Origin of the sequence: Halomonas sp. PA16-9, assembly GCF_009728585.1 — a bacterium.
GTDB classification, from domain to species: Bacteria; Pseudomonadota; Gammaproteobacteria; order Pseudomonadales; family Halomonadaceae; genus Vreelandella; species Vreelandella titanicae.
Genome location: NZ_CP040451.1, coordinates 494,587 through 521,076 on the forward strand (window position 1 = coordinate 494,587; position 26,490 = coordinate 521,076).

Sequence of the window (26,490 nt, forward strand, 5' to 3'; positions counted from 1 at the left end):
CATGCCGGGTTTTTTATTAGCTGCGATAACGCCATTCGTCATCACAGCGAAGGCATAAAGGCCTATATCGCTAGGCTATCCAGAAAAGCGGCCTGCATTAGCTCACGGGTATAGGGTTGGCGTGGGGCATTGAAGAGAGATTGAGTGTCGCTTTGCTCAACGATTTCTCCTTGGCGCATTACGATCACCTCATCGGCCAGTGCGCGCACCACGGCGAGGTCATGGCTAATAAACAGGTAGGTCAGTTGATGCCGCTGTTGTAAGTCGCGTAATAGCTCAATGATGGTCATTTGTACCGAGCGATCCAGCGCAGACGTTGGCTCGTCGAGCAGAAGAAACTCCGGTTTGACGACCAATGCACGAGCAATCGCAATGCGTTGCCGCTGGCCGCCGGAAAACTCATGGGGGTAGCGGTGTCGGTGGCTTGGGTCTAAGGCAACTTCCTCAAGGGCTTGAATAACCTCGGTATCACGCTGGGCTCGGGTCAGAAGAGGCTGATGGACACACAAGCCTTCGCCAATAATCTCACCCACGGTCATGCGCGGCGAAAGCGAACCGAAGGGGTCTTGAAAGACCACCTGGACACGGGAGCGCAACGGCCGCATGCCCGCTCGATCAAGTTGGGCCACGTCGATATCATCGTAGTGTATCTCGCCGCGGCTTTTCACCAGCCGAAGCAGCGCGCGGCCAAGGGTGGTTTTTCCTGAGCCTGATTCGCCTACCACGCCTAAGGTTTGCCCTTGTCGCAAGGTAAGGTCGATATTTTTGACTGCTTCAAAATAGCGGTTGGGGCCAAATAGCTGCTTTTTAATCGCAAATCGCACGTTAAGGTTATGGGCGGTGAGCAAAACTGGGGCCGTGTCGGGAACGGGCGCCTTTTGGCCGCTTGGATTGGCGGCGATAAGCATCTGCGTATAAGGATGCTGCGGTGATTGGAAAAGTGTGTTGGTTGCTCCTGATTCAACAATTTCACCGTATTGCATCACACACACACTATCGGCTAAATGCCGAACGACTCCCAGGTCATGGGTGATAAATAGAATGGCCATACCGTAGCGAGTCTGCAGGTCTTTCAGCAGGGCGAGTATCTGAGCCTGCACGGTGACATCAAGGGCAGTGGTCGGTTCATCGGCAATCAGCAGCTTGGGTTCGCAGGCCAATGCCATGGCAATCATCACCCGCTGGCGCTGACCACCGGAAAGCTCGTGCGGATAGCTATCAACGCGGCGCTCGGGCTCTGGAATACCCACTTGATCTAACAGCTCGAGCACGCGTTGGTGGGAGTCGCGACCGCGCAAGGGCGTGTGCTTATGCAGAACTTCCCGAATCTGCTTACCAATGCGGTGCAGTGGGTTGAGCGAGGTCATGGGCTCCTGAAAGATCATCGAGATTTCATTGCCCGGATGGCCCGCAGGCGCTGACGGCTGACCGTGAGCAAGTCTTCATCACCTGCGCCGCCATGCCAGCGAATGCGGCCCGTGGAGCGCGCTAGCTCGGGAAGTAGCCCCATCACAGCGGTCGAGGTAATCGACTTGCCCGAGCCCGACTCGCCGACAAGCGCCAGGGTCTCGCCTTGATGAAGCGTAAAGCTAACGTCTTTGACCGCGGCCACAACACCGTCGGGAAGGTCAAAATCGACGCGCAGGTGATCAAATTCCAGCAGTGGTGATGGCATAGTGCCTCCTTGCCTTTATTAGCGCGTCTTTTGTTAACGTGTTTTGGGATCAAGGGCGTCGCGCAGACCGTCGCCCAGGAAGTTTAAGCACAGCAGCGTGGTGGCGAGAAATATAGAGGGAATAATCAGCATCCAGGACGCTGTTTCCATCATGTCTTTGCCTTCGCTGATCAGTACTCCCCAACTGGTCAACGGCTCTTGAACGCCGAGACCCAGGAAGGACAGAAAGCTTTCCAGCAAAATCACCTTGGGGACGGTGAGGTGACGTAGATAATTACCGGTCCGATGGCATTAGGGATCAGGTGGCGTGTGACTATTTTAAAGCTGCTCACTCCAAGCGCATGGGCGGCTTCGACGAACTCACGGCGTTTTAATGCCAGTACCTGCCCGCGCACAATACGCGACATGTCGAGCCATTCGACGGCACCAATGGCAGCGTAAATCAGTAGGATATTACGCCCGAATACCACCATCAGCAGGATGACCATAAACATAAACGGGAGCGAATACATGATGTCGACAAAGCGCATCATCAGATTGTCGATGCGGCCGCCGAAATAGCCTGCCACCGCGCCATACAGCACGCCAATAACAAGAGAAACGAGGGTGGCGACAATCGCCACTGAAAGCGATATTTGCCCACCGTAAAATACTCGTGTCAGCAGGTCACGACCGTTGGCATCGGTGCCCGCTAAGTGGCCGCTTTCAATGCTTGGCGGTGCCAAAAAGGCGTTCCAGTCCACCTCGTCGAGTGCCCACGGCGTTAGCCAGGGGCCGGCCAAGCAAACAAGGGTAATCACCGCGAGCAGTATGAGGCTGGCCAAAGCCGCTTTGTTTGGCGTAGGCGTCGCCAAGCTTCGCGGCCCAGGCTGTTGCCAGCGACAGGCGGGGACGACAGCGTCGTTGAGGGTAACGATTTAGTCATTATCATAGCGAATCTGCGGATCCAGTGCCGAGTAGAGTAAATCGACCAATAGGTTGAGTAGAACGATCAGAGCGCCATAAACACCACTGTGCCATAACCAGGGTGTAGTCGCGATTAAGCGCAGCTTGGACAAAATAACGGCCAATCCCGGGGATGCCGAAGATCTGTTCGATCACCACGGAACCGGTGATAATGCCGGCAATAGCGGGCCCTAAGTAGGAGATAACCGGCAGCATGATGGTCGCAGGGCATGACGCAGAATCACTTCGCTCTCGCTTAGCCCTTTGGCTCGGGCGGTGCGGATGAAGTGACTGCCCAGTACTTCAATCATGCTGGCGCGCATCATGCGGGCGATATAGGCAATCTGTTGGATCGAAAGGGCCACCACGGGGAGCACCATATTGCTCCAGTGACCGTTGTTCCAGCCGCCTACCGGCAGCCAGGCCAGAAAAACGCCGAACACCAGGGCCAGCAGTGGGGCAATCACAAAGTTAGGAATAGCCACGCCAGCCAGTGCGGTTCCCATCACCAGGTAGTCAACGCTGGAGTTGCGTTTAAGGGCGGCTATCACTCCCATCGGTATGCCGACCAGCAGTGCCAAACCAATCGCCCACAGGCCAAGTTCAAGGCTGACCGGAAAGCCTTGCACCACAAGCTCGGTGACCGAAAAGTCTTTGTACTTAAAAGAAGGCCCAAGGTTGCCCTGGAGTAGATTGCCCATGTAGGTGAGGTACTGCTCCCAGACAGGTTTATCCAGTCCGTAAGCTGCCATCATGTTCGCTTCTATTTCGGCGGGGAGTTGGCGTTCGCCATCGAAAGGGCCGCCGGGTGCCAGGTGCATTAAAAAGAACGACAGGGTAATAACGATCCACAGCGTCGGGATCGCTTGTAGTAAGCGTTTTAGAGTGTAGATGAGCATGATGGAGTAGCCTCGATCCCCGAGTCTAAGGCCCGAGGAAGTAACGACGTACTAATGAGTCAAAAACAACGGAGAGAAGTGAGTTAGCGATCAAAGCTAATCCAGCGTGAACGATGGATGTCCTCAATATTGGTTTCCCAGCCGACGAGGTCAGGGCTGACCAAATGCGCGATACATAGTAATAAATGGGCAGCGTAGCGCTATTTTCTAAAGCGATAGTTTCCGCTTCGGCCATCAGCTCTGCGCGTTCATTAAGGTCTTGGGTGTTCGCCGCTTCGCTCATCAATGCATCAAATTCGGGCGAGCTATAGGCGCCGTAGTTATTCGATACGTTGCTTTCTAATAGGCTCAAAAAGTTTGCGCGTCGTTGTAGTCACCGATCCAGCCTGCGCGGGCAACGTCAAAATCGCCTTGACGGATATCGGCGTAATGAACGGCAACCTCGGCGTTATAAAGCTCAACTTCAACGCCAAGAGGTTTCCACATGGCGGCCACTGCAATAGCGACTTTGCGGTGATCTTCGCTGGTGTTATAGCGCAGCATGAGTTCTAACGGGTTATCTGGGCCGTAGCCTGCCTCTTGTAACAGTTCCTGGGCGCGCTCCAATCGCTCGTCTTGCGATAAGTCGGCGAAACTAACATTAGGAGCCGTATAGTGACTGACGTTGGGTGGGACGAAGCTGTAAGCAGGTACTTCGCCCGTGCCGAGTATCTGGTCGGTAATGACTTCTCGGCGCACTGCTAAGCTAAGTGCTTCACGAACACGCGGATCAGTGGTCGCATGGCCATCTCGGCATTAAACACGTAGTAGTAGATACCTAGATAGGGCGCTACTTGAACCGCTTCCGGCAGGTTCTCCTGCAGCCATTTATACTGCTGGGTGGGGAACTCGCGGGCGATATCAATCTCTCCCGCGCGAAAACGGTTGAGCGCCGTGTTGCGCTCTTCGATAGGGAAATAGACAACTTCGTCCAGCGCGACCGCGTCAGCATCGTGAAAGTTGGGATTGCGCGTTGCCGTGATACGCGTCTGCGACTGCCAGTCTTCTAACTGGAAAGCGCCGTTGGAGACCATGTTGCCTGGTCGCGACCACTCATTGCCGTGCTCTTCTACCACGTGGCGTGGCAGCGGGTAGGCGGTGTAGTGAGAAAGTTGATCTAAAAAGTAAGGTGTTGAGCGCTCGAGGGTGATCTGTAGCGTGGTCGCGTCGATAGCTTTTACACCGAGCGCGCTTGTATCTACTTCGCCAGCATAGACAGCTTCGGCATTCTTAATCGGATAAAGCAGGTAAGCGTAATTGGCCGCCGTGGCAGGATCCAAAATACGCTGAAACGCAAACACAAAGTCATCGGCGGTCACTGGCTCTCCATCTGACCATTTAGCGTCGCTTCTTAATGTGAAAGTATATTCGGTACCGTCATTTGATATTTCCCATGATTCGGCAGCTCCGGGAATCCGCGTGCCGTCGATCGCTTCCGTGATGAGCCCTTCAAAAAGATCGCCGACGACATCGTTTTCCCACTTGCCGCTAATTTTATGCGGATCAAGCGATGCGGGTTCGCCCATAATCGCTAGACGAAGGGTATCTGCCTGGAGAGGGCCACAAGGCTAAGGTCAGCGCCATCGATCCAAAGAGAGTGCGAGTTTTTGTCATGTTAAATCCGCCATGTCCGCTGTTGTGAGTGATTTGGAGACAAGTGTTTAACGTTAATTACCAAAGTCTTTGTGCTTAGTGGGGATATAAATGGCAATTAGCAAATAAAACTTTATTTAAGTCTTACCATCGTAAAAAAGTCTATGTCTATGAGAAATTGCGCATATGGGTATAGAGCTTTTCAATAGATATGGTGTAGATGGCTGTTAGCCGCTAATTTCGCTACAATAGACCGCCTTTCCACCGCATCTTTAGCCGAGACAATTCATGTTGGAAACCAATCCGATTCACAACCAGCTCAAGGACCTGTCTGAGCGGACAGACGTTCTTAGGGGGTATCTTTGACTATGCCGAGAAGAAAGATCGGCTAGAAGAGGTCACCCGCGAACTGGAAGACCCCAATGTCTGGAACGATCCAGACTACGCGCAGAAGTTAGGCAAAGAGCGCGCCTCCCTCGAAGCCATAGTGGCCCCATTGATGAACTTGAGCAGGGCCTTGGCGATAGCCGGGATCTGCTAGAGCTGGCTGAAATGGAAGAGGATGAAGGCACCGTCGAAGAAGTGTGCAAAGAGCTGGACAGCATGCAGGCGGCGTTAGAAAAGCTTGAGTTTCGGCGCATGTTCTCCGGTGAAATGGATCAGAACAACGCCTACCTGGAAATTCAGTCCGGCTCTGGTGGCACCGAAGCCCAGGATTGGGCCAATATTTTATTGCGCATGTACCTGCGCTGGGCAGAGAGCCACGGCTTCAAAGCCGATATCACTGAAATCTCTGCTGGCGAAGTGGCGGGCATTAAGTCGGCCACGGTGCATATCCAAGGCGATTACGCTTTCGGCTGGCTGCGTACTGAAACCGGCGTGCACCGCCTAGTGCGTAAAAGCCCGTTTGATTCCGGTGGTCGTCGGCATACCTCGTTTGCCTCGGTATTCCTGTCCCGGAAATTGACGACAGTTTCGAGGTAGAGATTAATCCCTCGGACTTGCGCGTCGATACCTACCGCTCCAGCGGCGCGGGCGGTCAGCACGTAAACACCACCGATTCGGCCGTGCGGATTACCCACGAGCCGACCGGTATCGTGGTGGCCTGCCAGGGGCAACGCAGCCAGCACCAACCGCGATTTTGCCATGAAGCAGTTGAAAGCGCGGTTGTGGGAACACGAGATGCAAAAGCGCAACGCCGCCAAGCAGGAGGCCGAGGACTCCAAGGCTGACATCGGCTGGGGCAGCCAGATTCGCTCTTACGTGCTGGATGATCAGCGCATCAAGGATTTGCGCACCAGCGTACAGTCCAGCAGCTGCGATAAAGTGCTCGACGGGGATATTGATCAATTTATCGTCGCCAGCTTGAAGCAAGGCTTGTAATTTTTTAGCGTTTGAACATGAACAGGGTGCCCCATGGCTAACCAAGACGCGTCTCCTGCAGACAACGAAACCACCTGATCGCCGAGCGCCGTGCCAAGTTGACTGCTCGCCGCGAGCGCGCCGCTGAGCAGGGAAAGAGTGCGTTCCCCAATGATTTTCGCCGCGACAGCTTAACCGTCGAGCTGCAAAATGCCTTCGGCGATAAAGACAAGGCGAGCTTGAAGCGCTGGATCACCACGCCGCTGTGGCGGGTCGTGTGATGCGTCAACGTGGCCCCTTCATCGTCATTCAGGATGTGGCCGGGCAAATCCAGCTCTACGTGGATAAAAAGGGCCTGCCGCCGACGTGCTGGAAGACGTTAAAAGCTGGGATATCGGTGACATCGTCGCTGCCCACGGGCCGGTGCATAAATCCGGCAAGGGCGATCTGTACGTGATGATGAAGAGGCGCAGCTGCTCACCAAGAGCCTGCGCCCGCTGCCGGACAAGTTTCACGGCCTCACCGATATGGAAGCCCGCTATCGCCAGCGCTATGTGGATCTGATCATGAATCCGCAGTCGCGCAAGGTGTTTGAAACCCGCGCAGCGGTCATCAGCTCCATGCGCCGCTTCTTTGAAGCCCGTGGTTTTATGGAAGTAGAGACGCCGATGCTCCAGCCGATCCCCGGCGGAGCGGCGGCTCGGCCGTTCATTACCCACCACAATGCGCTGGATATCGACATGTATCTGCGTATTGCGCCAGAGCTTTACCTCAAGCGTCTGGTGGTGGGCGGTTTGAGAAAGTGTTCGAGATTAACCGCAACTTCCGCAACGAAGGGTTATCAACGCGCCACAACCAGAATTCACCATGGTGGAGTTCTACTGGGCCTATGCGGATTACCGCGACCTGCTCGATATGACCGAAGCGATGCTGCGCACCGCCGCTGAAGAAGTGCTCGGTAACTCAGTGATTGAGTATCAGGCGCGAGCTACGATTTCGGCAAACCTTTTGCCCGCTTAACGCTACGTCAGGCGATTCTTGATCATGGAGACGGCATTGCCGACAGCGATTTGGATTCGCTGGAAGCGGCGCGGGCAACCGCCGAGAAACTGGGCATCAAGGTCAAAGAGAGCTGGGGCCTGGGCAAGGTGCAAACGGAGATATTCGAAGAGGTTGCCGAGCATAAGCTCGACCAGCCGACCTTTATCACCGAATACCCGGCTGAAGTGAGTCCGCTTGCCCGGCGTAATGACGCCAATCCCTTCGTCACTGACCGCTTTGAGTTCTTTGTCGGTGGTCGCGAAATCGCCAATGGTTTCTCGGAGCTTAACGACGCAGAAGATCAGGCGGAGCGCTTCCGTGCCCAGTCCGCGGAAAAAGATGCCGGTGACCTGGAAGCAATGTACTACGATGCAGATTACGTGCGTGCTTTGGAGTACGGCATGCCGCCCACCGCGGGCGAAGGCATCGGTATTGACCGCTTGGTGATGCTGTTCACCGACAGCGCATCGATTCGCGATGTGTTGCTGTTCCGGCGATGCGCCCTGAAGTGGACTAACACGCTACGATAACGGATGAAAAGTTGGTAAGGGCGCGTTATAGCGCCCATAATGGTCAACGTTTCGACGGCGAGGAGAATCCCATGAAACTGCTTAACCGCTCCGCACTGAGCGTCAGGCCGACCCAGCCCTTTGTGGACTGGATCAACGCGCTGGAACCCACCATGGGAGACGACGACCTGACCCTGGACGACGTCGAACGTGAAAGTACCATTTACCTGATTCCAGAGATGGATACCCGGAAGCGCTGGAAACTTTTGTGCGCGACCGCTACGTGGAAATTCTCGAGACTGAGCTGCGCGCTTGGGAAGAGGACGAACGGCAGTGGCCGGATAAACTCGACTGGGCATTGTTCCAGGAGTTTGTGCGCGTCGAGCACAGCTACCTGGCCATTGATCTAGACGACGAAACGGCGCTGGAAATCTCAGAAGTCGATGATGCGTTACTGCTCGATAGTGAGCAGGACTAGCCGTTAGCGTGCTAGTATTTAGGCAAGCCTAGTATTACGTAAGCCCAGTGTTTGCCTGCGCGTTTGGCTGGTAACAGCCGCTAGTGCACTGTGAAATGACACACTGTTAATTAGCGCACTTCGAAACCGGCTTAGGCGGTTTCATCGTTTTTAACGCTGTGTCTTTAGACGCAGTGTCTTTAATCGTTTCGCGTTGGCCGTTTCGTTTAAGATCTCTCCTGCCTAGGAACGCTTGCATGCGACTGTTTGAAACCCGCCCCGGCGACGATGGCCTGCCTGGGCCTGAACGCGCCTTGCTGTGCTGGCGCTGGTAACCGGTACCTTGATGGCGGTGGTCGATACCACCATGATCAACCTGGCGCTGCCCACTATTGCCGCCGACTTGAATGTGTCGGCATCCCGAGCGGTATGGATTACCAACCTGTTTCAGGTTGTTTGTGCGGCTTTTTGCTCGTGTTTGCGGGCATTAGTGAATTGATCACACGTCGCAGGCTCTACCTGTTTGGACTGGCCACCTTTGTCGCTGCCGCGCTAGGGGCGGCACTATCGCGCAACTTAGAAACGTTGCTGGTGTTCCGTGCCTTTCAGGGGCTAGGTGCCGCCGCCACGCTGTCGATTGGGCCGTCGCTCTATCGGGCGATTTTCCCCTCGCGGCTGTTGGCAGCGCCCTGGGCTTGAGTGCATTGGTCGTGGCCGGCGGCTACGCGCAGGGCCCACGCCTCAGCGGCGTGATCCTGTCGTTTGCCGATTGGCCCTGGCTGTTTGCGCTCAATGTGCCGCTGGGTCTCTGCTCGCTGTGGCTCGCCAAGCGTGCGTTGCCCCGAGAAGAGCCACGCAAAGGCAGTTTTGATGTGGCTGGGGCGCTGCTCTCGATCGTTATGCTGGCCAGCTTCTTTATTACCATGGACGCCGTGAGCCACGCCGCGCCGATTTGGCAAAGCGGTGGCTGGGCGCTGTTGGCGGTACTCGCCGGTGCTGGATTTATTGCGCGCCAGCGTCGTGCGCCGTATCCATTGCTGCCGCTTAGCGTATTTGCCGAGCTGCGCTTTACACTCGCGGTATCGGCCTCTGGGCTTGCCTTTATAGGTCAGGGCCTTACGTTTGTAGCCCTGTCGTTTTCTACCAGGAGCAGATGGGTTTTTCGCCACTGGAAACCGCTTGGCTGTTCACTCCTTGGCCACTGGCTATCATGTTCGTTGGCCCTGTAGCGGGGCGCTTAGCCGACCGTATTAATCCCAGTATTCTCTCCAGCGCGGGGCTTGGCCTACTTATCATTGGCCTGATTGCGCTGGCGCTGGTCGATGAGTCGACCGGCGTGGCGGGAAGTCTATGGCGCACTGCGCTATGCGGTATTGGTTTTGGCCTGTTCCAGCCACCCAACAATCGCGAAATGATGGGTAGTCTGCCACCGGAGCGCAGTTCCAACGTCTCTGGCGTCATGAGCACCACGCGTACCGTCGGGCAGTCGTTTGGCGTGGCCTTAGTCGGTGCTGCATTGGCGCTAGGCTGGCCGGTACAGGTAACGCTCTGGCTGGGGGCGGCGACCACGCTGCTGGCGCTCTTGGCAAGCGTGGCGCGTATGCCGCTGGCAAGGCGTGCGTTACACGCTCGACGGGCATCGTCTGCGGGCCAGTAAGCGCGTACAATAAAATGGTTTGTGATCTCTCAAGGAGAACCTTATGACGCTGCAGACACAGATTGAGCAGAAGTTAACGGCACTTGCGCCGGACGTGCTGCAGGTTGAAAACGAAAGCCACATGCACAACGTGCCCGCGAACTCTGAAACCCACTTCAAAGTGACGCTAGTGAGTGACTCCTTCGACGGCATGATGCCGGTGAAGCGTCACCAGCAAATTTATGCGCTGTTGGCCGATGAGCTTTCCGGACCGGTGCACGCCTTAGCGCTGCATCTTTATACCCCAGCGAGTGGCAGGCACGTGGCGGTGAACGCCCGAACTCACCCAACTGTCGCGACGGCGGGAAGTGAATCAAGAAGTTACTCGGCGCCACTACCTGGACGCCATGGGTATTACCGCCTGGGCCGCGAAGTACCAGTTGCCTAATGCGCTGCCCACCGAGGCCTGCGAGTGGGAGGATTCGACGCCTGCCCCTACGCCACCTCGGGAGCGGCTACAGGCATTGCTGGACGACGCCCCTGCGCCCAAGCGGCAAACGTCCAAACCTCAACCGCGAACTTCAATCTTCCGACCCCCAGGCCTCAGGCGAAGCCATTGCCTCACCCTCGGCGGTGCGGGCACTGCTGGGTCAAGACCGTGCGGACAAGCCGGGCCAAAATAAGCCGGCGATTGCCAACCCGGAGACGGCGACTTCCAGCGCGGAAACCGTGCCAGCCAAACCGCTTAAGTTCGCGCTCTCCTGCGTTTGTCTTGAGGGCCGCTGGATGGTGCTGCAGGCGGGGGAAATGAGTCCGCTTGAGCAGCAGCTACTGGTTAACCTGTTGCAGGCCGCGGGCATTCAGCGTGGAGCGTTGCCGGAAAGTGAGCCACTTCACCTGGCCGCAAATGGCCAACGCCTTGCGGTGGAGGATCCCCTGGACGAAGCCCGCGAGGGCTTGGCGGCGTTTATCGCCGGAAGCGCGAGCCGACAGGGGTGGCGGTTAGAGCGATTACTCTGGTGGGGTGAGTTGGAAGCCGAGCCTGATACCGAATCTGGAGCTGAACAAGCGCCGCTGGAGCGCATACTGAACGTGGCTGAAGGTCACAGCCAAAACGCTTTCGCTGCCCTTATGGCAGGGCCCCTCACTTGGGGCGCTCCTCGACGGTAGCCATAGTAAGCGCGACCTCTGGCCAGCGCTGCAGGCGTTAGGCCAGCAGTGGGAAGCCGATAAGGCGACTGGCGCTCAGGCAGTGGGCACTCAGTTAGAAAGTGCTCAGCAGGCAACGGATGATCACTGAACTCAACGTTGAGCACCTAGCCCTACTGATTGCGCTTGAGCACCGGGCGCAGAGCGGTACTTCTGAGACGCAAATGCTGGCAGCGTTGGGCAGCCAGGATACCTGTGTACTGGGCTGGTGCAGGATGAGCAGTTGTTAGGGTACGCCATTGTGGCGCGACTGCCGTTTGAGGCGGAACTACAAGCCATTGGGGTACACCCAGAGCAGCGACGCAGTGGAGCAGGTCGGGCGTTGATGGAGGTCGTGCTGTCCACCGCACGCGGCTGGCTGAGCGAGCGGCTGCTGCTAGAGGTGCGGGTGAGTAATCTTAGCGCTATCCGCTCTACCAGCGCTGCGGGTTTAGCGAAGACGGACGGCGCAAAGGCTACTACCCACCGCTATCGTCGCAAGCCGCCGCCGGCGTGAGGATGCGCTGCTGATGTCCCTGGTGCTTTAGGGCAGCAGCGCACTTATCCTGAGCCTAAGGCGTGCTGGAGGTTTCGAGGCTGTCGAACTTGCTGAGCAGGCTGTTGAGGCGACGCTCCACTCTTCGCGCTCCTCTTTCAGCTTGGCGTTTTCGCCGCGCAGCTCTTCATTTTCCAGTTTCATCATCTCCAGTGCATCAACAGTGTCGGTGACTTTCTGCTCAAGTTGATTAAATAGCTCCAGACTCATGTATCTCTCCCTAGCGTAAAAACGAAAACCCAAAATAGGTCATAAAAAGGCACCCAAATAAACAAGCACACAGCTTGTCAGTAGGGGCGAATGAGGCGAGCGTAACGCCACCGCCGCGTGGCGGCAAGCGCTGTTTACGGTGCTTGACGTTGATAGAGCCGCGCAGTGCTTTCGCCCGCCTGGGTTTCGCGGTGCAATAGCCAGTTGGCGGGCACCTTGGGAGCCAGCGATGTCTCGGTTTCCAGGTAAATCATTGCCTCGTTATCCAGCCAGCCACTAGTTTCCAATGTCGAACAGCAGGGCGCGGCCAGCTGCTGATGGAAAGGCGGGTCAAGAAAGACCAGCGTATAGGGCTTGGCTGGGCGCGTCAGATAAGTCTGAACATCGTTAACATGCACCGCGCTTGCGGTAATATTGAGCGATGCCAGATTGGTCGACAGCTGCGCCGCTACCCGCGGGTCGCGCTCGACAAAATCGACCCAGGAGGCGCCGCGAGACACCGCTTCAATGCCTAGCGCACCGGTACCTGCGAACAGGTCGAGTACCTGCTGGCCGTAAAGCTGTTGGCCGAGCCAATTGAACAGCGTTTCACGCACGCGGTCTGGGGTTGGACGCAAGCCTGGGCTATCCAGCACCGGCAACTGACGGCGGCGGAACTCACCGCCGATGATGCGTAACTTACCAAGTGGCTTACCAACGGGTTTGCCAAGTTGTTGACCACCCCGCTGAGCAGGTGTGCGGCGGGATGTAGAGGATCGAGGGGGGCGTTGTCGTGTCATAAAGCGGATTGTAGCGGGCTGTTTATCCAAAGTCTTGGGTTACGGTGTTAGCATAACCTTAATGTCCACTATTTATGTCGGGTAACACTCATGTTTGGTTTTTTTAAACGCAAGAATAAGCAAGATCCGCAACAGGCGCCTCAAGACAAGCAGGCGCAGGAGGAGCAGTTAAAGGAGCAGCCTCAAGAGCAAGCCGATGAGATGGACATTGCAACGCCCGAGACTTCCACTGACGTTGTTGAAGAGACCTCAGAAGCGCCGGAAACTTTGCCAGAGCCAGAGCCAGAGCCAGAGCCAGAGCCAGAGCCAGAGCCAGAGCCAGAGCCAGAGCCAGAGCCAGAGCCAGAGCCAGAGCCAGAGCCAGAGCTGACGCCCGCGCCCGCCTTGCAAGAGAAACCGGTGGCTGACAAAAGCGACCAGAAAGGCTGGTTTGCGCGTATCAAGTCAGGCCTGGGGAAAACCCGTGCCAATTTAACCGATGGCATCGCCGATCTGTTTTTAGGTAAAAAACAGATCGATGACGAACTGCTGGAAGATCTGGAAACGCAACTGTTAATGGCCGACGTGGGCATTGATGCGACGACCGAGATTATTGGTCGCCTGGAAGCGCGGGTCTCGCGCAAAGAGTTGAACAACCCAGAAGCCCTCTACCGTGGCCTGCAAGAAGAGTTGTCCGCCATGCTGGCGCCGGTCGCCAAACCGCTTGTACTGGAAAAGGCGGGCAAGGGGCCGTTTGTTATTTTAGTGGTGGGTGTTAATGGCGTGGGTAAAACCACCACCATTGGTAAGCTCACCCAGCGTTTTCAGCGCGAAGGCAAAAGCGTTATGTTGGCGGCCGGTGACACTTTCCGTGCCGCCGCTGTCGAACAGCTCAAAGTCTGGGGCGAGCGCAACAAGGTGCCGGTCATCGCCCAACACACCGGCGCGGACAGCGCCTCGGTGATTTATGACGCGGTAGCGGCCGCCACTGCGCGAGGTGTTGATGTACTGATCGCCGATACCGCCGGACGGCTACATAACAAAAGCCACCTGATGGAAGAGCTGAAAAAAGTCCACCGGGTGATGCAGAAGCTAGATGACACCGCGCCTCATGAAGTGATGCTAGTACTGGATGCGGGCACCGGGCAAAACGCGATTTCCCAGGCCAGCACCTTTAACGACGCCGCCGTGCCGTCAGCGGGATCACGCTAACCAAACTGGACGGCACCGCCAAAGGCGGGATTATTTTCGCGCTGGCTAAACAGCTGGAAACGCCGATTCGTTTTATTGGTGTGGGGGAGGGTATCGACGATCTGCGCCCCTTCGAGGCCAATGATTTTGTCCAAGCGCTATTTGACCGCCAAGGGGACGATGCCAGCGCATGATCGCCTTTGAGCATGTGGGAAAACGCTACGGTGGACGCTTTGAAGCGCTGGCACATCTTAACTTTCGGGTTGCCCGGGGCGAAATGGTGTTTCTTACCGGCCACTCCGGGGCGGGGAAAAGCTCGCTACTACGCTTAATCATGCGCCTTGAGAAACCTAGCCGTGGGCGCGTCGTCGTAGCGGGGCACGACATTGCCCAGCTGCATGCTAGCCAAGTGCCGTTCTATCGGCGCCAAATTGGCGTGGTTTTCCAGGATCATCAGCTGCTCTTTGATCGCAGCATTTTTCACAATGTTTCTCTACCGTTGGAGATTCAAGGGGTTGAACCTCGGGAAGCCGCCCGCCGTGTGCGTGCCGCGTTAGATAAAGTGGGGCTGCTGCATCGTGAAAAGGCGTTGCCCATAGAGCTCTCCGGCGGCGAGCAGCAGCGGGTCGGCATTGCCCGGGCGGTGGTTAATAAGCCCGCGCTACTGCTTGCCGATGAACCGACGGGCAATCTGGATCCCCAGCTTTCGGCGGATATCATGGCGCTATTTGAGGACTTTAATCGGATTGGTACCACCGTGATGATCGCCAGCCACGATTTGGCCCTAATTGCCCGACTGCGCCACCGCATCCTGCGCTTAAGCGACGGCAGGTTGGTAGCCGATGAGGGGCGGTATGAGGTCATCCGCGACACCCAAGCGTCGTCAGGGAGCAGCATTAAAAACGCCGCGCAAAGCCGCTGTTAAACCAGCGGTTGAGAAAGCCCAAGCGCCACAGCGGGGCGCCAGGTCGCAGCAAACGCGCTTTTCCAGCCGCCTGCGGGCATGGGGGCGCCATCACCGCAGTATGGGGTGGGATAGCTTTCAGCGCTTGATACGCTATCCGCTGGGTAATCTCCTGACCATGCTGGCGATCGCTATTGCACTGGTACTGCCTGCGGCGCTGTGGCTAACCCTGGATAGTGCCCGTCTGCTGGATGCAGAGCTTGATGAGAGCGCCACCCTAACGGTCTACCTGGAGTTGAGTGCTGATGATGCCCAGTCGCTGCGTATCGAGGAGGCGGTCAACGCGGAACCGGACGTGCTCGAAACCCAGCTGATCAGCGCCGAGCAGGGTATGGCGGAGTTCCAGCAGTCGCTGGGGCTCGATGATGCCTTGGCAGGGCTGGAGAGTAACCCGCTGCCTATCAGCATGGTGGTGCGCCCAGAAAGCGTTGACCCGGTTGCCATGCAGCAGTTGGCCGCCCGTCTTGAAGCGCTCGCTGGGGTGGATGAGGTGCGTCTTGACCTGGCCTGGGTAGAGCGGCTGAGAAACCTAGCCGAGCTAGGTCGCCGTGTAGCGCTGGCGCTAGGGGTGCTGTTTGGTTTAGGCGTGCTGCTGGTGGTCGGTAATACCATTCGTCTCTCGGTGGAGAGTCGTCGCCGGGAAATTGAAGTCGTGATGCTCATTGGCGCCACGCATGCCTTTGTGCGACGGCCTTTCCTGTACAGCGGTGCTTGGTACGGCTTAGGCGGGGGGCTGTTGGCACTAGGTTTGTTAGGTCTGGGCAATCACTGGCTTTCCCTGCCGGTATCCGCTCTGGCGGCAAGTTACGGGGCGAGTTTTTCTTTACCCCAACTCGACGTGACAGGCTCTACAATTCTGCTATCTTGCAGTACACTACTAGGTTGGTTGGGTGCCTGGTTGGCGGTGACTCGTCACCTTTCGAGTATTCGGCCAAGATAATTGATGAATTCTAAGCAGCTAATGCGATACTGCTGGTAATGCTTAACCTGCGAACTTTATGCTTGCGTTAAGGTCTCAGTATCGCAGACATTCGTATGACTGAATGTGTATGACTGAATTAGTATCACGGTTTTGTAATAGGTTATTGATAACGTGCTACGTCAACCACGATGGGTTACAGGGGAGACCACCTGCACATGAGCACTAGTCTTCTACCGGTGGGGCAGCTTTCGCCCGGCGGCGATCTGGGCGGTTACATCCGCGCAGTCAATGGAATTTCGGTATTAACGGCCGATGAAGAGCGTGAGCTCGCTTATCGCCTCTATGATGAAGGCGATCTGGAAGCCGCTCGTCGTCTGGTACTGTCGCATTTGCGCTTTGTGGTGCATATCGCGCGTAGCTATTCGGGCTATGGGTTGCCCCAAGCGGATTTGATTCAAGAAGGTAACGTTGGCTTGATGAAAGCCGTCAAGCGCTTCGATCCGAACCAGGGCGTTCGTCTGGTTTCGTTTGCCGTGCACTGGATTAAAGCAGAAATTCACGAATTTGTGCTGCGCAACTGGCGGATCGTTAAGATTGCCACGACCAAAGCCCAGCGCAAGCTGTTCTTTAACCTGCGCGGTGCGAAGAAGCGTTTGGCGTGGTTGAACAACGACGAAGTGGACGCCATCGCCAAAGATCTCGACGTTAAGCCCGAGATCGTGCGCGATATGGAAGGGCGCTTGTCGTCTTACGATGCAGGCTATGATGCTCCGGCAGGCGATGATGAAGAGAGCACCTATCAAGCGCCGGTGCACTTCCTGGATGATTCCGCTTCCGACCCTGCCACGCAGTTGGAAGATAGCAACTTCGAGGAAGACTCGACGCGCCGTTTGCAGCTTGCCCTCGAAGGGCTTGATGAGCGCTCGCGGGATATTCTCCAGCGCCGCTGGTTAGCCGATAGCAAAGAGACGCTGCATGATCTGGCCGACGTCTACGGCGTCAGCGCGGAGGTATTCGCCAGCTCGAAAAAAATGCCATGAAAAAGCTGCGTCAGAAAATGGGTGAGGAAATGGTCGCCTAAGACCACGCTGAATGCACAATTTGTGGCTTTTCAGCATTAAAAAAACCGGCTCCCGTTAAAGGAGCCGGCTTTTTGTGCAGCCAGCACGCGAGCCTAAGCAGGCTGTGCCGTGGCGCGCAGTAAGTGGGCCGACAGCAGCGACCACTGATCTTCCCAATGTTCGGTGGGCAAGCGCTTAAAGTCGCTGCGCACATACTGTGAAATTCGCCCCTCCGCCTGGGCCGCTAACAAATTGGCAGCGGCAGAGGCCGGAATCGTGGGGCGTAGGCCTTCACGCAGTTCGGCTTCGCGCAGAATCTGCTTAAGCTGCATTTCCAGGCGTTCAAACAGCTGGTTGACCCGCTGGCGTAGCCGTGCGGTTTCGCCGGTGAGTACGTCGCCGCCCATCACTCGTGCCAGGCCAGGATTTTTCTCAGCAAAGCCCAGCAGCAGCGCGAGTATGGTGCCGCAGCGGGAGGTAGCGTCGGGAACGTCTTCTAAAATACGCGTGATGCGGGCAAAAATACTCTCTTCGATAAAGTCAATCAGCCCCTCAAACATACGCGCTTTGCTGGGAAAGTGGCGGTAGAGCGCCGCTTCTGAAACGCCTACCTGGCGGGCGAGGGCGGCTGTGGTAATGCGCTTGCCGCTATCTTCCTCGAGCATCAATGCCAGGGCTTGGAGAATTTGCTCGCGGCGGCGAGGTTTTTGATCTTCGCTCATAATGTGACCTCCGTCGCGGTTAGCTCGCGTCCTTGATTTGAGTACCTACCCCAGCATTGGTGAAAATTTCCAGTAACACCGCGTGGGGGACACGGCCATCAATAATGTGCGAGCTGTTCACGCCGCCCTTCACTGCATCCAGCGCGCAGCGGATTTTGGGCAGCATGCCGCCATAAATCGTGCCATCGGCGATCAGGTCATCCACCTGAGCGGTGCTTAAACGGTGAGCACTTCACCTTCGGTGTTCATTAACCCGGCGACATTGGTGAGTAGCATCAGCTTTTCTGCATTGAGCGCTTCGGCGATCTTTCCCGCTACCAGGTCAGCGTTGATATTGTAGCTGTGGCCTGCGGCGTCGACGCCAATCGGTGCAATCACCGGAATAAAATCACGCGCTGCCAGCATCTCGATAAGCTCGGTTGAGATCGACTCCACTTCGCCCACATGGCCAATATCGATGATCTCGGGCGCCGTCATTTCGGGACTTTGGTGCTCAACTTTGAGCTGGCGGGCACGAATTTGTGAGCCATCTTTACCGGTCAAGCCAATCGCTTTACCGCCGCTTTGATTGATCAGGTTGACGATGCTTTTGTTGACCAAGCCGCCCAGTACCATCTCGACCACGTCCATGGTTTGCGAGTCGGTAACGCGCATGCCGTTGACGAAGCGAGATTCAATGTTGAGCTTTTTGAGTAGGTCTCCGATCTGCGGCCCGCCGCCATGCACCACCACCGGGTTGATGCCGACTTCCTTCATTAACACGATATCGCGGGCAAAGGAGTCGATCAGGGTGCTTTCGGTCATGGCGTTACCGCCATATTTGACCACCACGGTTTTGCCGGAGAACTGCTGAATATACGGGAGGGCTTCGGAAAGCACCTCCACAACGACCTGGGGATCGCGACTGGCTGAACTCATGAGGTTGTCCCTTGCGAACGTTTATTATGCTGCTAACGTTTTATGCTGATTGAGTGGTGAGGGTCGCGCTTTCTAGGTGGTCGCGATCCCTTCAGCGCCTAACTATTTGAAGAGCTATCTGTCTACTGGGGTAGCTCAATGTCTGGCGCGACGCGCCGAAGCGCGTCGTTAAAAACTGCTTTGATGCGTGCTAGCGCGGCCTCGTCTTTCCCTTCAAAGCGCATGACCAGTGCAGGCGTGGTGTTCGAGGGGCGGCACAGCCCCCAGCCATCCTGGTAGTCAACGCGAATGCCGTCCAAAGTTGTTTTTATACCTTCGCCGAAGTCGCCCTCGCGAGCAAGCTTATCCACCAGAGAAAATTTGTTATCGTCGGTAACCGCTATATTAATTTCCGGTGTGGCAACGTCTTGAGGGAAGTTGGCAAAAAAAGTATCGGCGTCGTCGGCTTGATTGGCGAGAATCTCTACCAGCCGAGCGGCGGCGTAGAGGCCATCGTCAAAACCATACCAGCGCTCTTGGAAAAAAATATGCCCACTCATCTCGCCACCAAGCTGAGCGCCGGTTTCCTGCATACGCGCCTTGATCATCGAGTGCCCGGTACGCCACATTTCCGGTTCGCCGCCGGCCTCGCTGATCACTTTGACCAGGTTGCCGGTGCACTTAATATCGAAAATAACCTTGGCCCCAGGTTGGCGCGCGAGCATATCGGTGGCAAACACCATCAGCAGGTGGTCGGGATAAATCAGCTTGCCAGTGGGTGTGACAACGCCCAGACGGTCGCCATCACCATCGAAAGCAAGGCCAATGTCGGCCCCGGTTTCGTGCACTTTGCGGATCAGATCCTGGACATTTTCCGGCTTGCCCGGATCAGGGTGGTGATTGGGGAAATGGCCGTCAATTTCCGCAAACAGCGGGATGGTCTCAATACCTAACCGTGCCAGCAGCTGCGGACCGAGTTCCCCGGCAACGCCGTTGCCGCAGTCGACCACGGCTTTTATCGGTCGGTTGATCTTAACGTCGCCTAGAATGCGCGTTAAATAGCGTTCACGAACATCCTGCTGGGTGATACTGCCTTGAGCATTGTCTAAGCTACTGTCTAGGTTGCCGGACTGGATACGTTCAAACAGGGCTGTAATCGCATCACCAGAGAGCGTTTCGCCGCTCAGCACAATTTTAAAGCCGTTATAGTCAGGCGGATTGTGGCTACCGGTGACCATTACGCCTGATTGGGTGCCTTCCAGTATGTGAGTGGCGAAGTAGAGCACCGGGGTGGGCACCATGCCGATATCGATCACATCGCGCCCTGCGGCGTTCAGGCCACGCATCAGCGCTGCTTGCAGCCGAGCGCCTGAAAGGCGACCGTCGCGGGCGACTACCACGCTGGATTCGCCCCGCGCGGCGGCCTCAGAGCCGACAGCACGCCCGATCATTTCTACCGTCTCTTCAGTGAGCGTGTCGTCAACGATACCGCGAATATCGTAGGCGCGAAAAATCGAAGCGGGTACAGACTGTGCGTTCATAGGCTTCCCAGCTAAATAGACGTTTCCTTAAAAGGGTTCCTAAACAGGCGCGACCACTCGTTACTGACTGCCCGTACTGCCAAACCCGGCGCCGCCCCTTGAGGAGTCTTCAAACGCGTCCACCAAGGAGTTCGGCCTGTACCACAGGCACAAGCACGTACTGTGCCAGCCGATCGAAGGGGGTTAGCGTAAACGAGCTCTGACCACGGTTCCAGACCGAAATCATTAGTTCGCCCTGGTAATCTGAGTCGATTAAACCCACTAAATTGCCTAGCACGATGCCATGTTTATGCCCCAAACCGGAGCGCGGTAGGATCATGCCTGCCAAACCCGGATCTTCAATATAGATGGCAATGCCGGTGCGTACGAGCTGGCAATCGCCGGGCGCTAATATTAACGGCTCATCCAGCAGGGCGCGCAGATCCATTCCCGCCGAGCCAGCTGTCGCGTAGGCAGGGAGGTAGTCGTGCAAACGCTCATCTAATACTTTGCACTGCAGGCGGGGCGGGCACTCATGGGATTCTCCAGATGTTTTCGTAGCGGCTGTTGTGGGTAGTAGGGCGAGCGCTTGACGGATGATGGTGGTGGCCAGCTGTGTCTTCGGCTGTGCAGCTTCTGAGCGGCTCTCGACGCCTTGAGGGGTGCGCCAGAGTATCCAGGCGGCGTTCTGGTCGCTGCCAAAGCCCAGGCCAGCCTGGGAGACATCGTTGGCGACGATCATATCCAGCCCTTTGCGCTGTAATTTATCCCGTGCGTAACGCTCAACCTCCTGGGTTTTCGGCGGCAAAGCCGATCACCAGCGGGCGCTGTTTGGCGGGCAGTGCCGCGACGCCGGCGATGATATCGGGATTTTTAACCAGGGTCAGGGTGAGTGTGTCGCTATCATCCTGCTTTTTGAGCTTATGCTCGGCAGGGGCTGCCGCGCGATAGTCGGCGACAGCCGCGCAGCCGATAAACAGCGCCGCTTGAGGCGCTAGCCGCTGAGCTTCAGCGTGCATCTGCTCGGCTGACTCAACGTCAATTCGCGTCACGCCCTGGGGAGTGGGTAGGTCAACCGGCCCACTGATCAGCGTCACCTTGGCCCCTTCAGCTACCGCGGCTGCGGCCAGGGAAAAGCCCATTTTCCCCGAGCTGTGATTGGAGATGTAGCGCACGGGATCCAGTGGCTCACGGGTAGGGCCAGCGGTGATCACAATATGGGGTGCATGTGAGTGAGGCGCTGTGGTGATAGGGGCAGCAAACAGCGCCGTAACCGCGCTAAAAATCTCTTCAGGCTCGCTCATGCGGCCTGGCCCCACATCGCCACAGGCCTGGTCACCGGCGGCGGGGCCTATGAGCTGCCAACCGTCATGCTCAAGCTGCGCTACGTTACGCTGGGTGGCGGGGTGGCGCCACATAGCCTGGTTCATCGCCGGGGCAATCAGTTTGGGCGCTTCTGAGGCCAGGCAGAGCGTAGTGAGCAGGTCGTCGGCCATACCGTGCACCAAACGAGCGATAAGGTCGGCAGTCGCCGGAGCGATCAGCACTATATCCGCCCAGCGGGCCAGCTCAATATGGCCCATGCCCGCCTCGGCTTCGGGGTCGAGTAAAGAGGTGCGCACAGGCTCGCCGGAGAGCGCCTGCAGCGTGAGCGGGGTAATAAAGGCCTGGGCCCCGTCGGTCATCACCACGCGCACCTCGCAGCCCACCTGCTTGAGCAGGCGCACAAGCAACGCGCTTTTGTAGGCAGCGATACCCGCACTAACGCCGAGCAGTACGCGTTTGCCGGCGAGCGTCGACGCGCTTGTCGAGTTAACAGCAGAGGCCATGGTCAGTGATCCATATCCGCGTTCGTAAGGAGGCTTACCATACCATTGGCACCAACAATTTGGCATATTGAGCACAAACAAGGTTAAGCTAGGTTTAATGAGGCTTATGGCTGTAAAGCTATGCGTGTTGAGGCTGGCTTCGATCGACAAAGATGGGCAGCGCGGTGAGGTGCGATGGGAATTAATCACTGGCCGGAAGGTGAGCGGCCCCGGGAAAAGCTATTAAATACTGGCGCCCAGGCGCTCTCAGATGCCGAGTTGCTGGCAATTTTTTTGCGTGTTGGCGTACAGGGTCGTTCGGCGGTCGATTTAGCGCGGGATTTACTCAGCAGTTTCGGTGGTTTGCGCCAACTGCTAGAGGCCGATCAGGAAAGCTTCTGTGCTGCCCGTGGGTTAGGTAGCGCCAAGTACGCTCAGCTCCAGGCGACGCTTGAGCTGTCGCGGCGCCATTTAGCCAGCCAGTTGGCGCGGGGCAATGCGCTGACATCACCTGCCTTGGTGCGCCACTACCTGAGTTCGCAGCTACGCCATTTAGGGCATGAGGAGTTTGCGGTGCTTTTTTTGGATACTCAGCACCGAATTATTCGCTATGAATCGCTGTTTCGCGGTACCCTAGACAGCGCATCCGTTTACCCCCGCGAAGTTGCCAAGCGCGCATTAGAGCTGAGCGCTGGCGCCGTTATCCTGGCGCATAACCACCCTTCTGGTGTGGCAGAGCCAAGCGATGCTGATCGACGTATCACGGAACGCCTCAAAGAGGCGCTGGTACTTTTTGACGTGCGCGTGCTGGATCATTTCGTGGTGGGGGATGGAGAAGTGATCTCTTTTGCCGAGCGCGGCTGGCTATAAGCAGTATAAGAATGCACTGTTCTATGCCGTTTTGATTAAGTAAAATGAGCAAAAAGTGCTTTTCCAGCCTTTTTTGTGGGTTTTGCTTGCTGTAAGTCGGGTGCTCTGGTATAAAGTGCCACCTTTAAACTTGGGTTGAATAACGGATTTGGATAAAGCTTGGCGGTTAACGGCGTCGACACCTTCCCTGCTCCGGTTTGCCCGACAGTTTTGAACACTCAGGTTATTATATCCTGGCCAAGCAGTTGGAGGCTCTAATGTCCAAAGTATGTCAGGTTACCGGCAAGCGTCCGGTAACTGGAAATAACGTTTCACACTCCCAGCGTAAGACACGTCGTCGTTTCTTGCCGAACCTGCACACCCATCGTTTTTGGGTTGAGTCTGAGAACCGCTTCGTCAAGCTGCGCGTTTCCACTAAAGGAATGCGCATCATCGACAAGAAAGGTATCGACACAGTTTTGGTTGCTATTCGTAAGCGTGGCGACGCTATCTAAGCCAGCTTTATTATACAAAGCCCTTTGGCCAGGTATTTTGGGCCAAGCATTTTGGGAGAGTTAAACCATGCGCGATAAAATCAAGTTGGTGTCCAGTGCCGGTACAGGCCACTTCTACACCACTGATAAGAACAAGCGGAACACTCCGGATAAATTCGAATTCAAGAAATTCGACCCGGTCATCCGTAAGCACGTGATCTACAAGGAAGCGAAGATCAAGTAATCGCTTTTGCGATGTTGATCGGCTTCCACTGCAGGCGAGCGCCTGTTCAAAACCCGGCCTCAAGCCGGGTTTTTGCATGCATGTCTTTCGTGTGTCGCATGCTTCGCTAAACCACCTTCATTAGGCTGTCACTACAGGCAGGTACGATGTCTAAATATGCCCGAACTTCCTGAAGTTGAAACCACCCGACGCGGGATTGCTCCCTATATTGAAGGCCAGGAAGTCACCGAAGTGCTGGTGCGTCAGCCGCGGCTGCGTGTGCCTGTGCCCGATGATCTGGCCGAGCGGTTGGTAGGTGCGCGCATTGGGGGGTTGATGCGGCGGGCAAAATACCTGCAGATTCCTATCCAGGCTGGCGGCGCGCTTGAAGGTGACGCTAGCGCGACGCTGCTCTGGCACTTGGGTATGTCGGGCAGTCTGCGGATTGCCCGGGTGGGGGATTTGCCTAAAAAGCATGACCACGTGGACGTGGTGACTGCCAGCGGCTATGTGCTGCGCTATCACGATCCCCGTCGGTTTGGCTTTGTGGATTGGCAGGCCGCAGACGCAGCGCAGGATAAACGGCTTGCTCACTTGGGCCCTGAGCCGCTGTCTGATGCGTTTAACGGCAAATGGCTCTACACGCTCTCGCGCAACAAGCGCGTGGCAGTAAAACCGTTTCTGATGGATAACCAGGTGGTTGTTGGTGCCGGGAATATCTACGCGGCAGAGGCGCTATTTATGGCCGGCATTGATCCCCGCCGTGCGGCGGGGAGAGTTTCCCGTGCTCGCTATGACGCCTTGGCCCTGGCCGTGAAAGACGTGCTGGCGGCGGCAATTACCCAAGGTGGCACCACGCTGCGGGACTTTGTCAGTGGCCAGGGTGAGCCCGGCTACTTTGCCCAACGCCTTAATGTTTATGGCCGCCACGGCCAGCCCTGTTTGCGCTGTGGCGCTGAGCTTCGGCGCATTACGCTTGGCCAGCGTGCTAGTGTGTTCTGCCCCGGCTGCCAGCGCTAATGCCTATCTAGTAAGTGCTACTGTTTTATTTAAGTATTGCTTTGCCTCATCTTTTGCCTTGCCTAAGTTTTAAGACGCAGGTTTTTAAGGCAAGGTTTTAAAGACAAAATTTTTGGAGATTGCTGTGACCCAACGCCTGCGCCTGAATAAAAATGCCGACCGCCGTCTTAAAGCGGGCCATCTTTGGATCTACTCCAATGAGGTGGATATCAAAGAGACGCCGCTGAAAAACTTTGCGGCAGGCGAAACCGCACTGGTAGAAGCCTCCAATGGCAAAGTAATGGCCGTCGCGTATGTAAACCCTCATTCGTTAATTGCTGCCCGGATAATGTCTCGTGACCCCGAGATGCGCTTGGATCGTTCGCTGTTTGTACACCGCTTTAATCAAGCGTTGGCACTGCGTCAGCGCCTTTATGCGCAGCCGTTCTACCGCTTGATCCACGGCGAAGGCGACCTGTTGCCAGGTTTGGTGATCGATCGTTTTGGTGATGTCCTCGTCGTGCAGCTCAATACCGCGGGTATGCAGGCGCTGGCGGATGAAATTGTCGACGCGCTGGAAAAAGTCATCAAACCGGAGGTGATCGTCTTCCGTAACGATACTGGCGGCCGTCGTCAGGAAGGTCTTGAGGCCCACGTTGACGTCATCAAAGGTACGCTGCCTGACGAAGTGGTGCTCGAAGAGAACGGCGCTCGCTTTGTGGTGCCGGTGCTGAACGGTCAGAAGACCGGCTGGTTCTTTGATCACCGGGTTAATCGCGAGTGGATCAATCGCAATGTGGAAGGTAAGCGCGTGCTGGACGTATTCAGCTACGTAGGCGGTTGGGGCGTGCAGGCGGCTGTTCATGGCGCGAGAGAGGTGATGTGCCTGGACTCTTCAGGCCCGGCGCTGGCTCAAGTGGCGCGCAACGCCGAGCTGAATGGCGTGCAGGAGAAGGTAGCGGTTAGTGAGGGAGATGCATTTGAAGCGTTAGCAGCGTTGAAAGGCAGAGGGCGAGGAGTTTGACGTGGTCATTCTTGACCCGCCAGCGTTTATCAAAAAGCGCAAGGACATTCCCAACGGTGAACGCGCCTACGCCCGCTTGAACCGCGAGGCCATGCGCCTGCTGGGTCGCGATGGACTGTTAATGTCAGCCTCCTGCTCCATGCACTTGGCGCCCGAGCGTTTAATGGACGTAGTGCGTGGTGCGGTTCGCCATCAGGATCGTCACGGTCAGGTGATTTTCCAAGGTCACCAAGGGCCTGATCACCCGGTACATCCGGCTATCCCTGAAACGTCTTACCTGAAGGCGCTGGGTGTGCGTGTGTTCCGTGACTAGTTCAGGCGGCTAGGATTCAGCGAAGCCCGAGTACAGGAGAGTCAAGGTATACAGGAGCTAGGCGATGGAGTGGGCGCTGCCCGATCCCTTTGTGATCGATATCCGCGTGGCCGATGAGGCGATCGATGCTTATCAGCACGTCAACAACAGTGAATACCTGCGCTGGGTTGAGCAGATTAGCTGGGCGCACTCGGTCGCGCTCGGCCTCTCTCTTGAGCGTTACCGAGAGCTTGATCGGGCCATGGTGGTTCACCGCCACGAGCTGGATTACCTGGCGCCTGCCTTTGCAGGTGATGAGCTACAGCTGGCTACCTGGATTGTCGATTGTGACGAGCGCTTTAGTTTGACCCGCCGTTTTCAGCTGGTGCGAGTCAAAGACGCTAAAACGTTGCTTTACGCCCGTACACGCTTTGCCTGCGTGGCGCTTTCAACAGGGCGGCCCAAGCGCCTGCCCGAGGAGTATCGGCGTATCTACGGCGGCGCAGTTATTGTGGAGTGACGTAGAACGAAGTGGATTTTTTCGTGTAGAACCGGCAATCGCTAGATTTTTCTCCTAAAAAACGCCTTAACCGGCGTTTTTTTTGTTTTTTGTTTCTGGGGTGGTGGTCAACGTTAGCTGTGCTGTAATTTGCTTA

At 56.4% G+C, this 26,490-nt stretch carries 17 protein-coding genes and 15 pseudogenes; 19 read left to right on the plus strand and 13 right to left on the minus strand.

Annotated elements, in window-relative coordinates:
* Window positions 1-62 precede the first annotated feature (62 nt).
* The 6 genes and pseudogenes from FDY98_RS02335 to FDY98_RS26560 all read right to left on the minus strand — a co-directional run bounded on the left by FDY98_RS02335 (window position 63) and on the right by FDY98_RS26560 (window position 5,084).
* Window positions 63-1,675: pseudogene (locus FDY98_RS02335) on the minus strand (ABC transporter ATP-binding protein).
* A 33-nt stretch (window positions 1,676-1,708) separates the two neighbouring features.
* Window positions 1,709-2,606 (minus strand): annotated as a pseudogene (locus tag FDY98_RS02340) (ABC transporter permease).
* Window positions 2,593-3,519: pseudogene (gene oppB, locus FDY98_RS02345) on the minus strand (oligopeptide ABC transporter permease OppB). Before oppB ends, FDY98_RS02340 begins: the two co-directional pseudogenes overlap by 14 nt.
* Window positions 3,520-3,544: 25 nt before the next feature.
* Window positions 3,545-3,871 carry a hypothetical protein gene (locus FDY98_RS26550; protein ID WP_340146650.1) on the minus strand — a complete coding sequence of 109 codons (327 nt, stop codon included), beginning with the start codon at window positions 3,869-3,871 and terminating at the stop codon, window positions 3,545-3,547.
* Window positions 3,868-4,257, minus strand: coding sequence for an ABC transporter substrate-binding protein (locus FDY98_RS26555; protein WP_340146651.1), 390 nt, complete (start codon window positions 4,255-4,257; stop codon window positions 3,868-3,870). The genes FDY98_RS26550 and FDY98_RS26555 overlap by 4 nt, the downstream gene beginning before the upstream one ends.
* A gap of 2 nt (window positions 4,258-4,259) precedes the next feature.
* On the minus strand, window positions 4,260-5,084 hold the full coding sequence (locus FDY98_RS26560) for a peptide ABC transporter substrate-binding protein (RefSeq protein ID WP_340146652.1): 825 nt from the start codon (window positions 5,082-5,084) through the stop codon (window positions 4,260-4,262).
* A 476-nt stretch (window positions 5,085-5,560) separates the two neighbouring features.
* On the opposite strand from FDY98_RS26560, the pseudogene FDY98_RS26565 reads away from it, so the two are divergent.
* From FDY98_RS26565 to FDY98_RS26580, 9 genes and pseudogenes are all read left to right on the plus strand, one after another.
* A pseudogene (locus tag FDY98_RS26565) lies at window positions 5,561-6,135 on the plus strand (PCRF domain-containing protein).
* Window positions 6,136-6,152: 17 nt separating this feature from the next.
* Window positions 6,153-6,534, plus strand: a pseudogene (locus FDY98_RS26570) (peptide chain release factor-like protein).
* Between the two features lie 33 nt (window positions 6,535-6,567).
* Window positions 6,568-8,071 (plus strand): annotated as a pseudogene (gene lysS / locus FDY98_RS02360) (lysine--tRNA ligase).
* 84 nt (window positions 8,072-8,155) lie between these two features.
* Window positions 8,156-8,541 (plus strand): annotated as a pseudogene (locus tag FDY98_RS02365) (hypothetical protein).
* Window positions 8,542-8,777: 236 nt separating this feature from the next.
* Window positions 8,778-10,177 (plus strand): annotated as a pseudogene (locus tag FDY98_RS02370) (MFS transporter).
* 43 nt (window positions 10,178-10,220) lie between these two features.
* Window positions 10,221-10,528 (plus strand): annotated as a pseudogene (locus FDY98_RS02375) (BolA family protein).
* A gap of 75 nt (window positions 10,529-10,603) precedes the next feature.
* Window positions 10,604-11,326, plus strand: a complete 723-nt coding sequence (locus FDY98_RS02380) for a hypothetical protein (RefSeq protein WP_340146653.1) — start codon at window positions 10,604-10,606, stop codon at window positions 11,324-11,326.
* A 119-nt stretch (window positions 11,327-11,445) separates the two neighbouring features.
* Entirely contained in the window at window positions 11,446-11,595 is a 150-nt protein-coding gene (locus tag FDY98_RS26575; RefSeq protein ID WP_340146654.1) for a hypothetical protein, read from the plus strand.
* Window positions 11,589-11,861, plus strand: coding sequence for a GNAT family N-acetyltransferase (locus tag FDY98_RS26580; RefSeq protein ID WP_340146655.1), 273 nt, complete (start codon window positions 11,589-11,591; stop codon window positions 11,859-11,861). The genes FDY98_RS26575 and FDY98_RS26580 overlap by 7 nt, the downstream gene beginning before the upstream one ends.
* A 27-nt stretch (window positions 11,862-11,888) precedes the next feature.
* Here FDY98_RS26580 and FDY98_RS02390 read toward each other — a convergent pair whose 3' ends face one another.
* Together FDY98_RS02390 and rsmD are read right to left on the minus strand one after the other, a co-directional pair.
* Entirely contained in the window at window positions 11,889-12,110 is a 222-nt protein-coding gene (locus FDY98_RS02390; protein ID WP_155705672.1) for a cell division protein ZapB, read from the minus strand.
* Window positions 12,111-12,244: 134 nt separating this feature from the next.
* Complete coding sequence (gene rsmD / locus FDY98_RS02395; RefSeq protein WP_022520214.1) at window positions 12,245-12,889, minus strand: 16S rRNA (guanine(966)-N(2))-methyltransferase RsmD; 645 nt, start codon at window positions 12,887-12,889, stop codon at window positions 12,245-12,247.
* A 90-nt stretch (window positions 12,890-12,979) separates the two neighbouring features.
* Here rsmD and ftsY point away from each other — a divergent pair.
* From ftsY to rpoH, 4 genes and pseudogenes are all read left to right on the plus strand, one after another.
* Window positions 12,980-14,253: pseudogene (ftsY, locus tag FDY98_RS02400) on the plus strand (signal recognition particle-docking protein FtsY).
* On the plus strand, window positions 14,250-14,984 hold the full coding sequence (gene ftsE, locus FDY98_RS02405; protein ID WP_340146656.1) for a cell division ATP-binding protein FtsE: 735 nt from the start codon (window positions 14,250-14,252) through the stop codon (window positions 14,982-14,984). Before ftsY ends, ftsE begins: the two are co-directional and overlap by 4 nt.
* Entirely contained in the window at window positions 14,914-15,963 is a 1,050-nt protein-coding gene (gene ftsX / locus FDY98_RS02410) for a permease-like cell division protein FtsX (protein ID WP_027957754.1), read from the plus strand. The genes ftsE and ftsX overlap by 71 nt, the downstream gene beginning before the upstream one ends.
* A 197-nt stretch (window positions 15,964-16,160) precedes the next feature.
* Window positions 16,161-17,026, plus strand: a pseudogene (rpoH, locus tag FDY98_RS02415) (RNA polymerase sigma factor RpoH).
* A 93-nt stretch (window positions 17,027-17,119) separates the two neighbouring features.
* Here the strand turns inward: rpoH and slmA are convergent.
* The 5 genes and pseudogenes from slmA to coaBC all read right to left on the minus strand — a co-directional run.
* The gene (slmA, locus tag FDY98_RS02420; RefSeq protein ID WP_022520209.1) at window positions 17,120-17,728 is read right to left on the minus strand and encodes a nucleoid occlusion factor SlmA; all 609 of its coding nucleotides are present in this window, start codon (window positions 17,726-17,728) and stop codon (window positions 17,120-17,122) included.
* 19 nt (window positions 17,729-17,747) lie between these two features.
* Window positions 17,748-18,646, minus strand: a pseudogene (gene argB / locus FDY98_RS02425) (acetylglutamate kinase).
* 122 nt (window positions 18,647-18,768) lie between these two features.
* Window positions 18,769-20,166 carry a phosphomannomutase/phosphoglucomutase gene (locus FDY98_RS02430; protein ID WP_027957755.1) on the minus strand — a complete coding sequence of 466 codons (1,398 nt, stop codon included), beginning with the start codon at window positions 20,164-20,166 and terminating at the stop codon, window positions 18,769-18,771.
* A gap of 60 nt (window positions 20,167-20,226) precedes the next feature.
* A pseudogene (gene dut, locus FDY98_RS02435) lies at window positions 20,227-20,665 on the minus strand (dUTP diphosphatase).
* Between the two features lie 42 nt (window positions 20,666-20,707).
* Window positions 20,708-21,974, minus strand: a pseudogene (gene coaBC / locus FDY98_RS02440) (bifunctional phosphopantothenoylcysteine decarboxylase/phosphopantothenate--cysteine ligase CoaBC); the annotation flags it as partial.
* Between the two features lie 174 nt (window positions 21,975-22,148).
* Here coaBC and radC point away from each other — a divergent pair.
* From radC to FDY98_RS02470, 6 genes and pseudogenes are all read left to right on the plus strand, one after another.
* Window positions 22,149-22,823, plus strand: a complete 675-nt coding sequence (gene radC, locus FDY98_RS02445; RefSeq protein WP_009288617.1) for a RadC family protein — start codon at window positions 22,149-22,151, stop codon at window positions 22,821-22,823.
* A gap of 257 nt (window positions 22,824-23,080) precedes the next feature.
* Entirely contained in the window at window positions 23,081-23,317 is a 237-nt protein-coding gene (rpmB, locus tag FDY98_RS02450) for a 50S ribosomal protein L28 (RefSeq protein ID WP_022520205.1), read from the plus strand.
* Window positions 23,318-23,384: 67 nt separating this feature from the next.
* Window positions 23,385-23,540, plus strand: coding sequence for a 50S ribosomal protein L33 (gene rpmG / locus FDY98_RS02455; protein ID WP_022520204.1), 156 nt, complete (start codon window positions 23,385-23,387; stop codon window positions 23,538-23,540).
* Window positions 23,541-23,696: 156 nt separating this feature from the next.
* Window positions 23,697-24,539: a bifunctional DNA-formamidopyrimidine glycosylase/DNA-(apurinic or apyrimidinic site) lyase gene (mutM, locus tag FDY98_RS02460; protein WP_022520203.1), complete on the plus strand. Its 843-nt coding sequence runs from the start codon at window positions 23,697-23,699 to the stop codon at window positions 24,537-24,539.
* 124 nt (window positions 24,540-24,663) lie between these two features.
* Window positions 24,664-25,855: pseudogene (locus FDY98_RS02465) on the plus strand (class I SAM-dependent rRNA methyltransferase).
* Between the two features lie 64 nt (window positions 25,856-25,919).
* Window positions 25,920-26,354 (plus strand): acyl-CoA thioesterase, encoded by a 435-nt coding sequence (locus tag FDY98_RS02470; protein WP_009288620.1) that lies wholly within the window; start codon window positions 25,920-25,922, stop codon window positions 26,352-26,354.
* Window positions 26,355-26,490 lie beyond the last annotated feature (136 nt).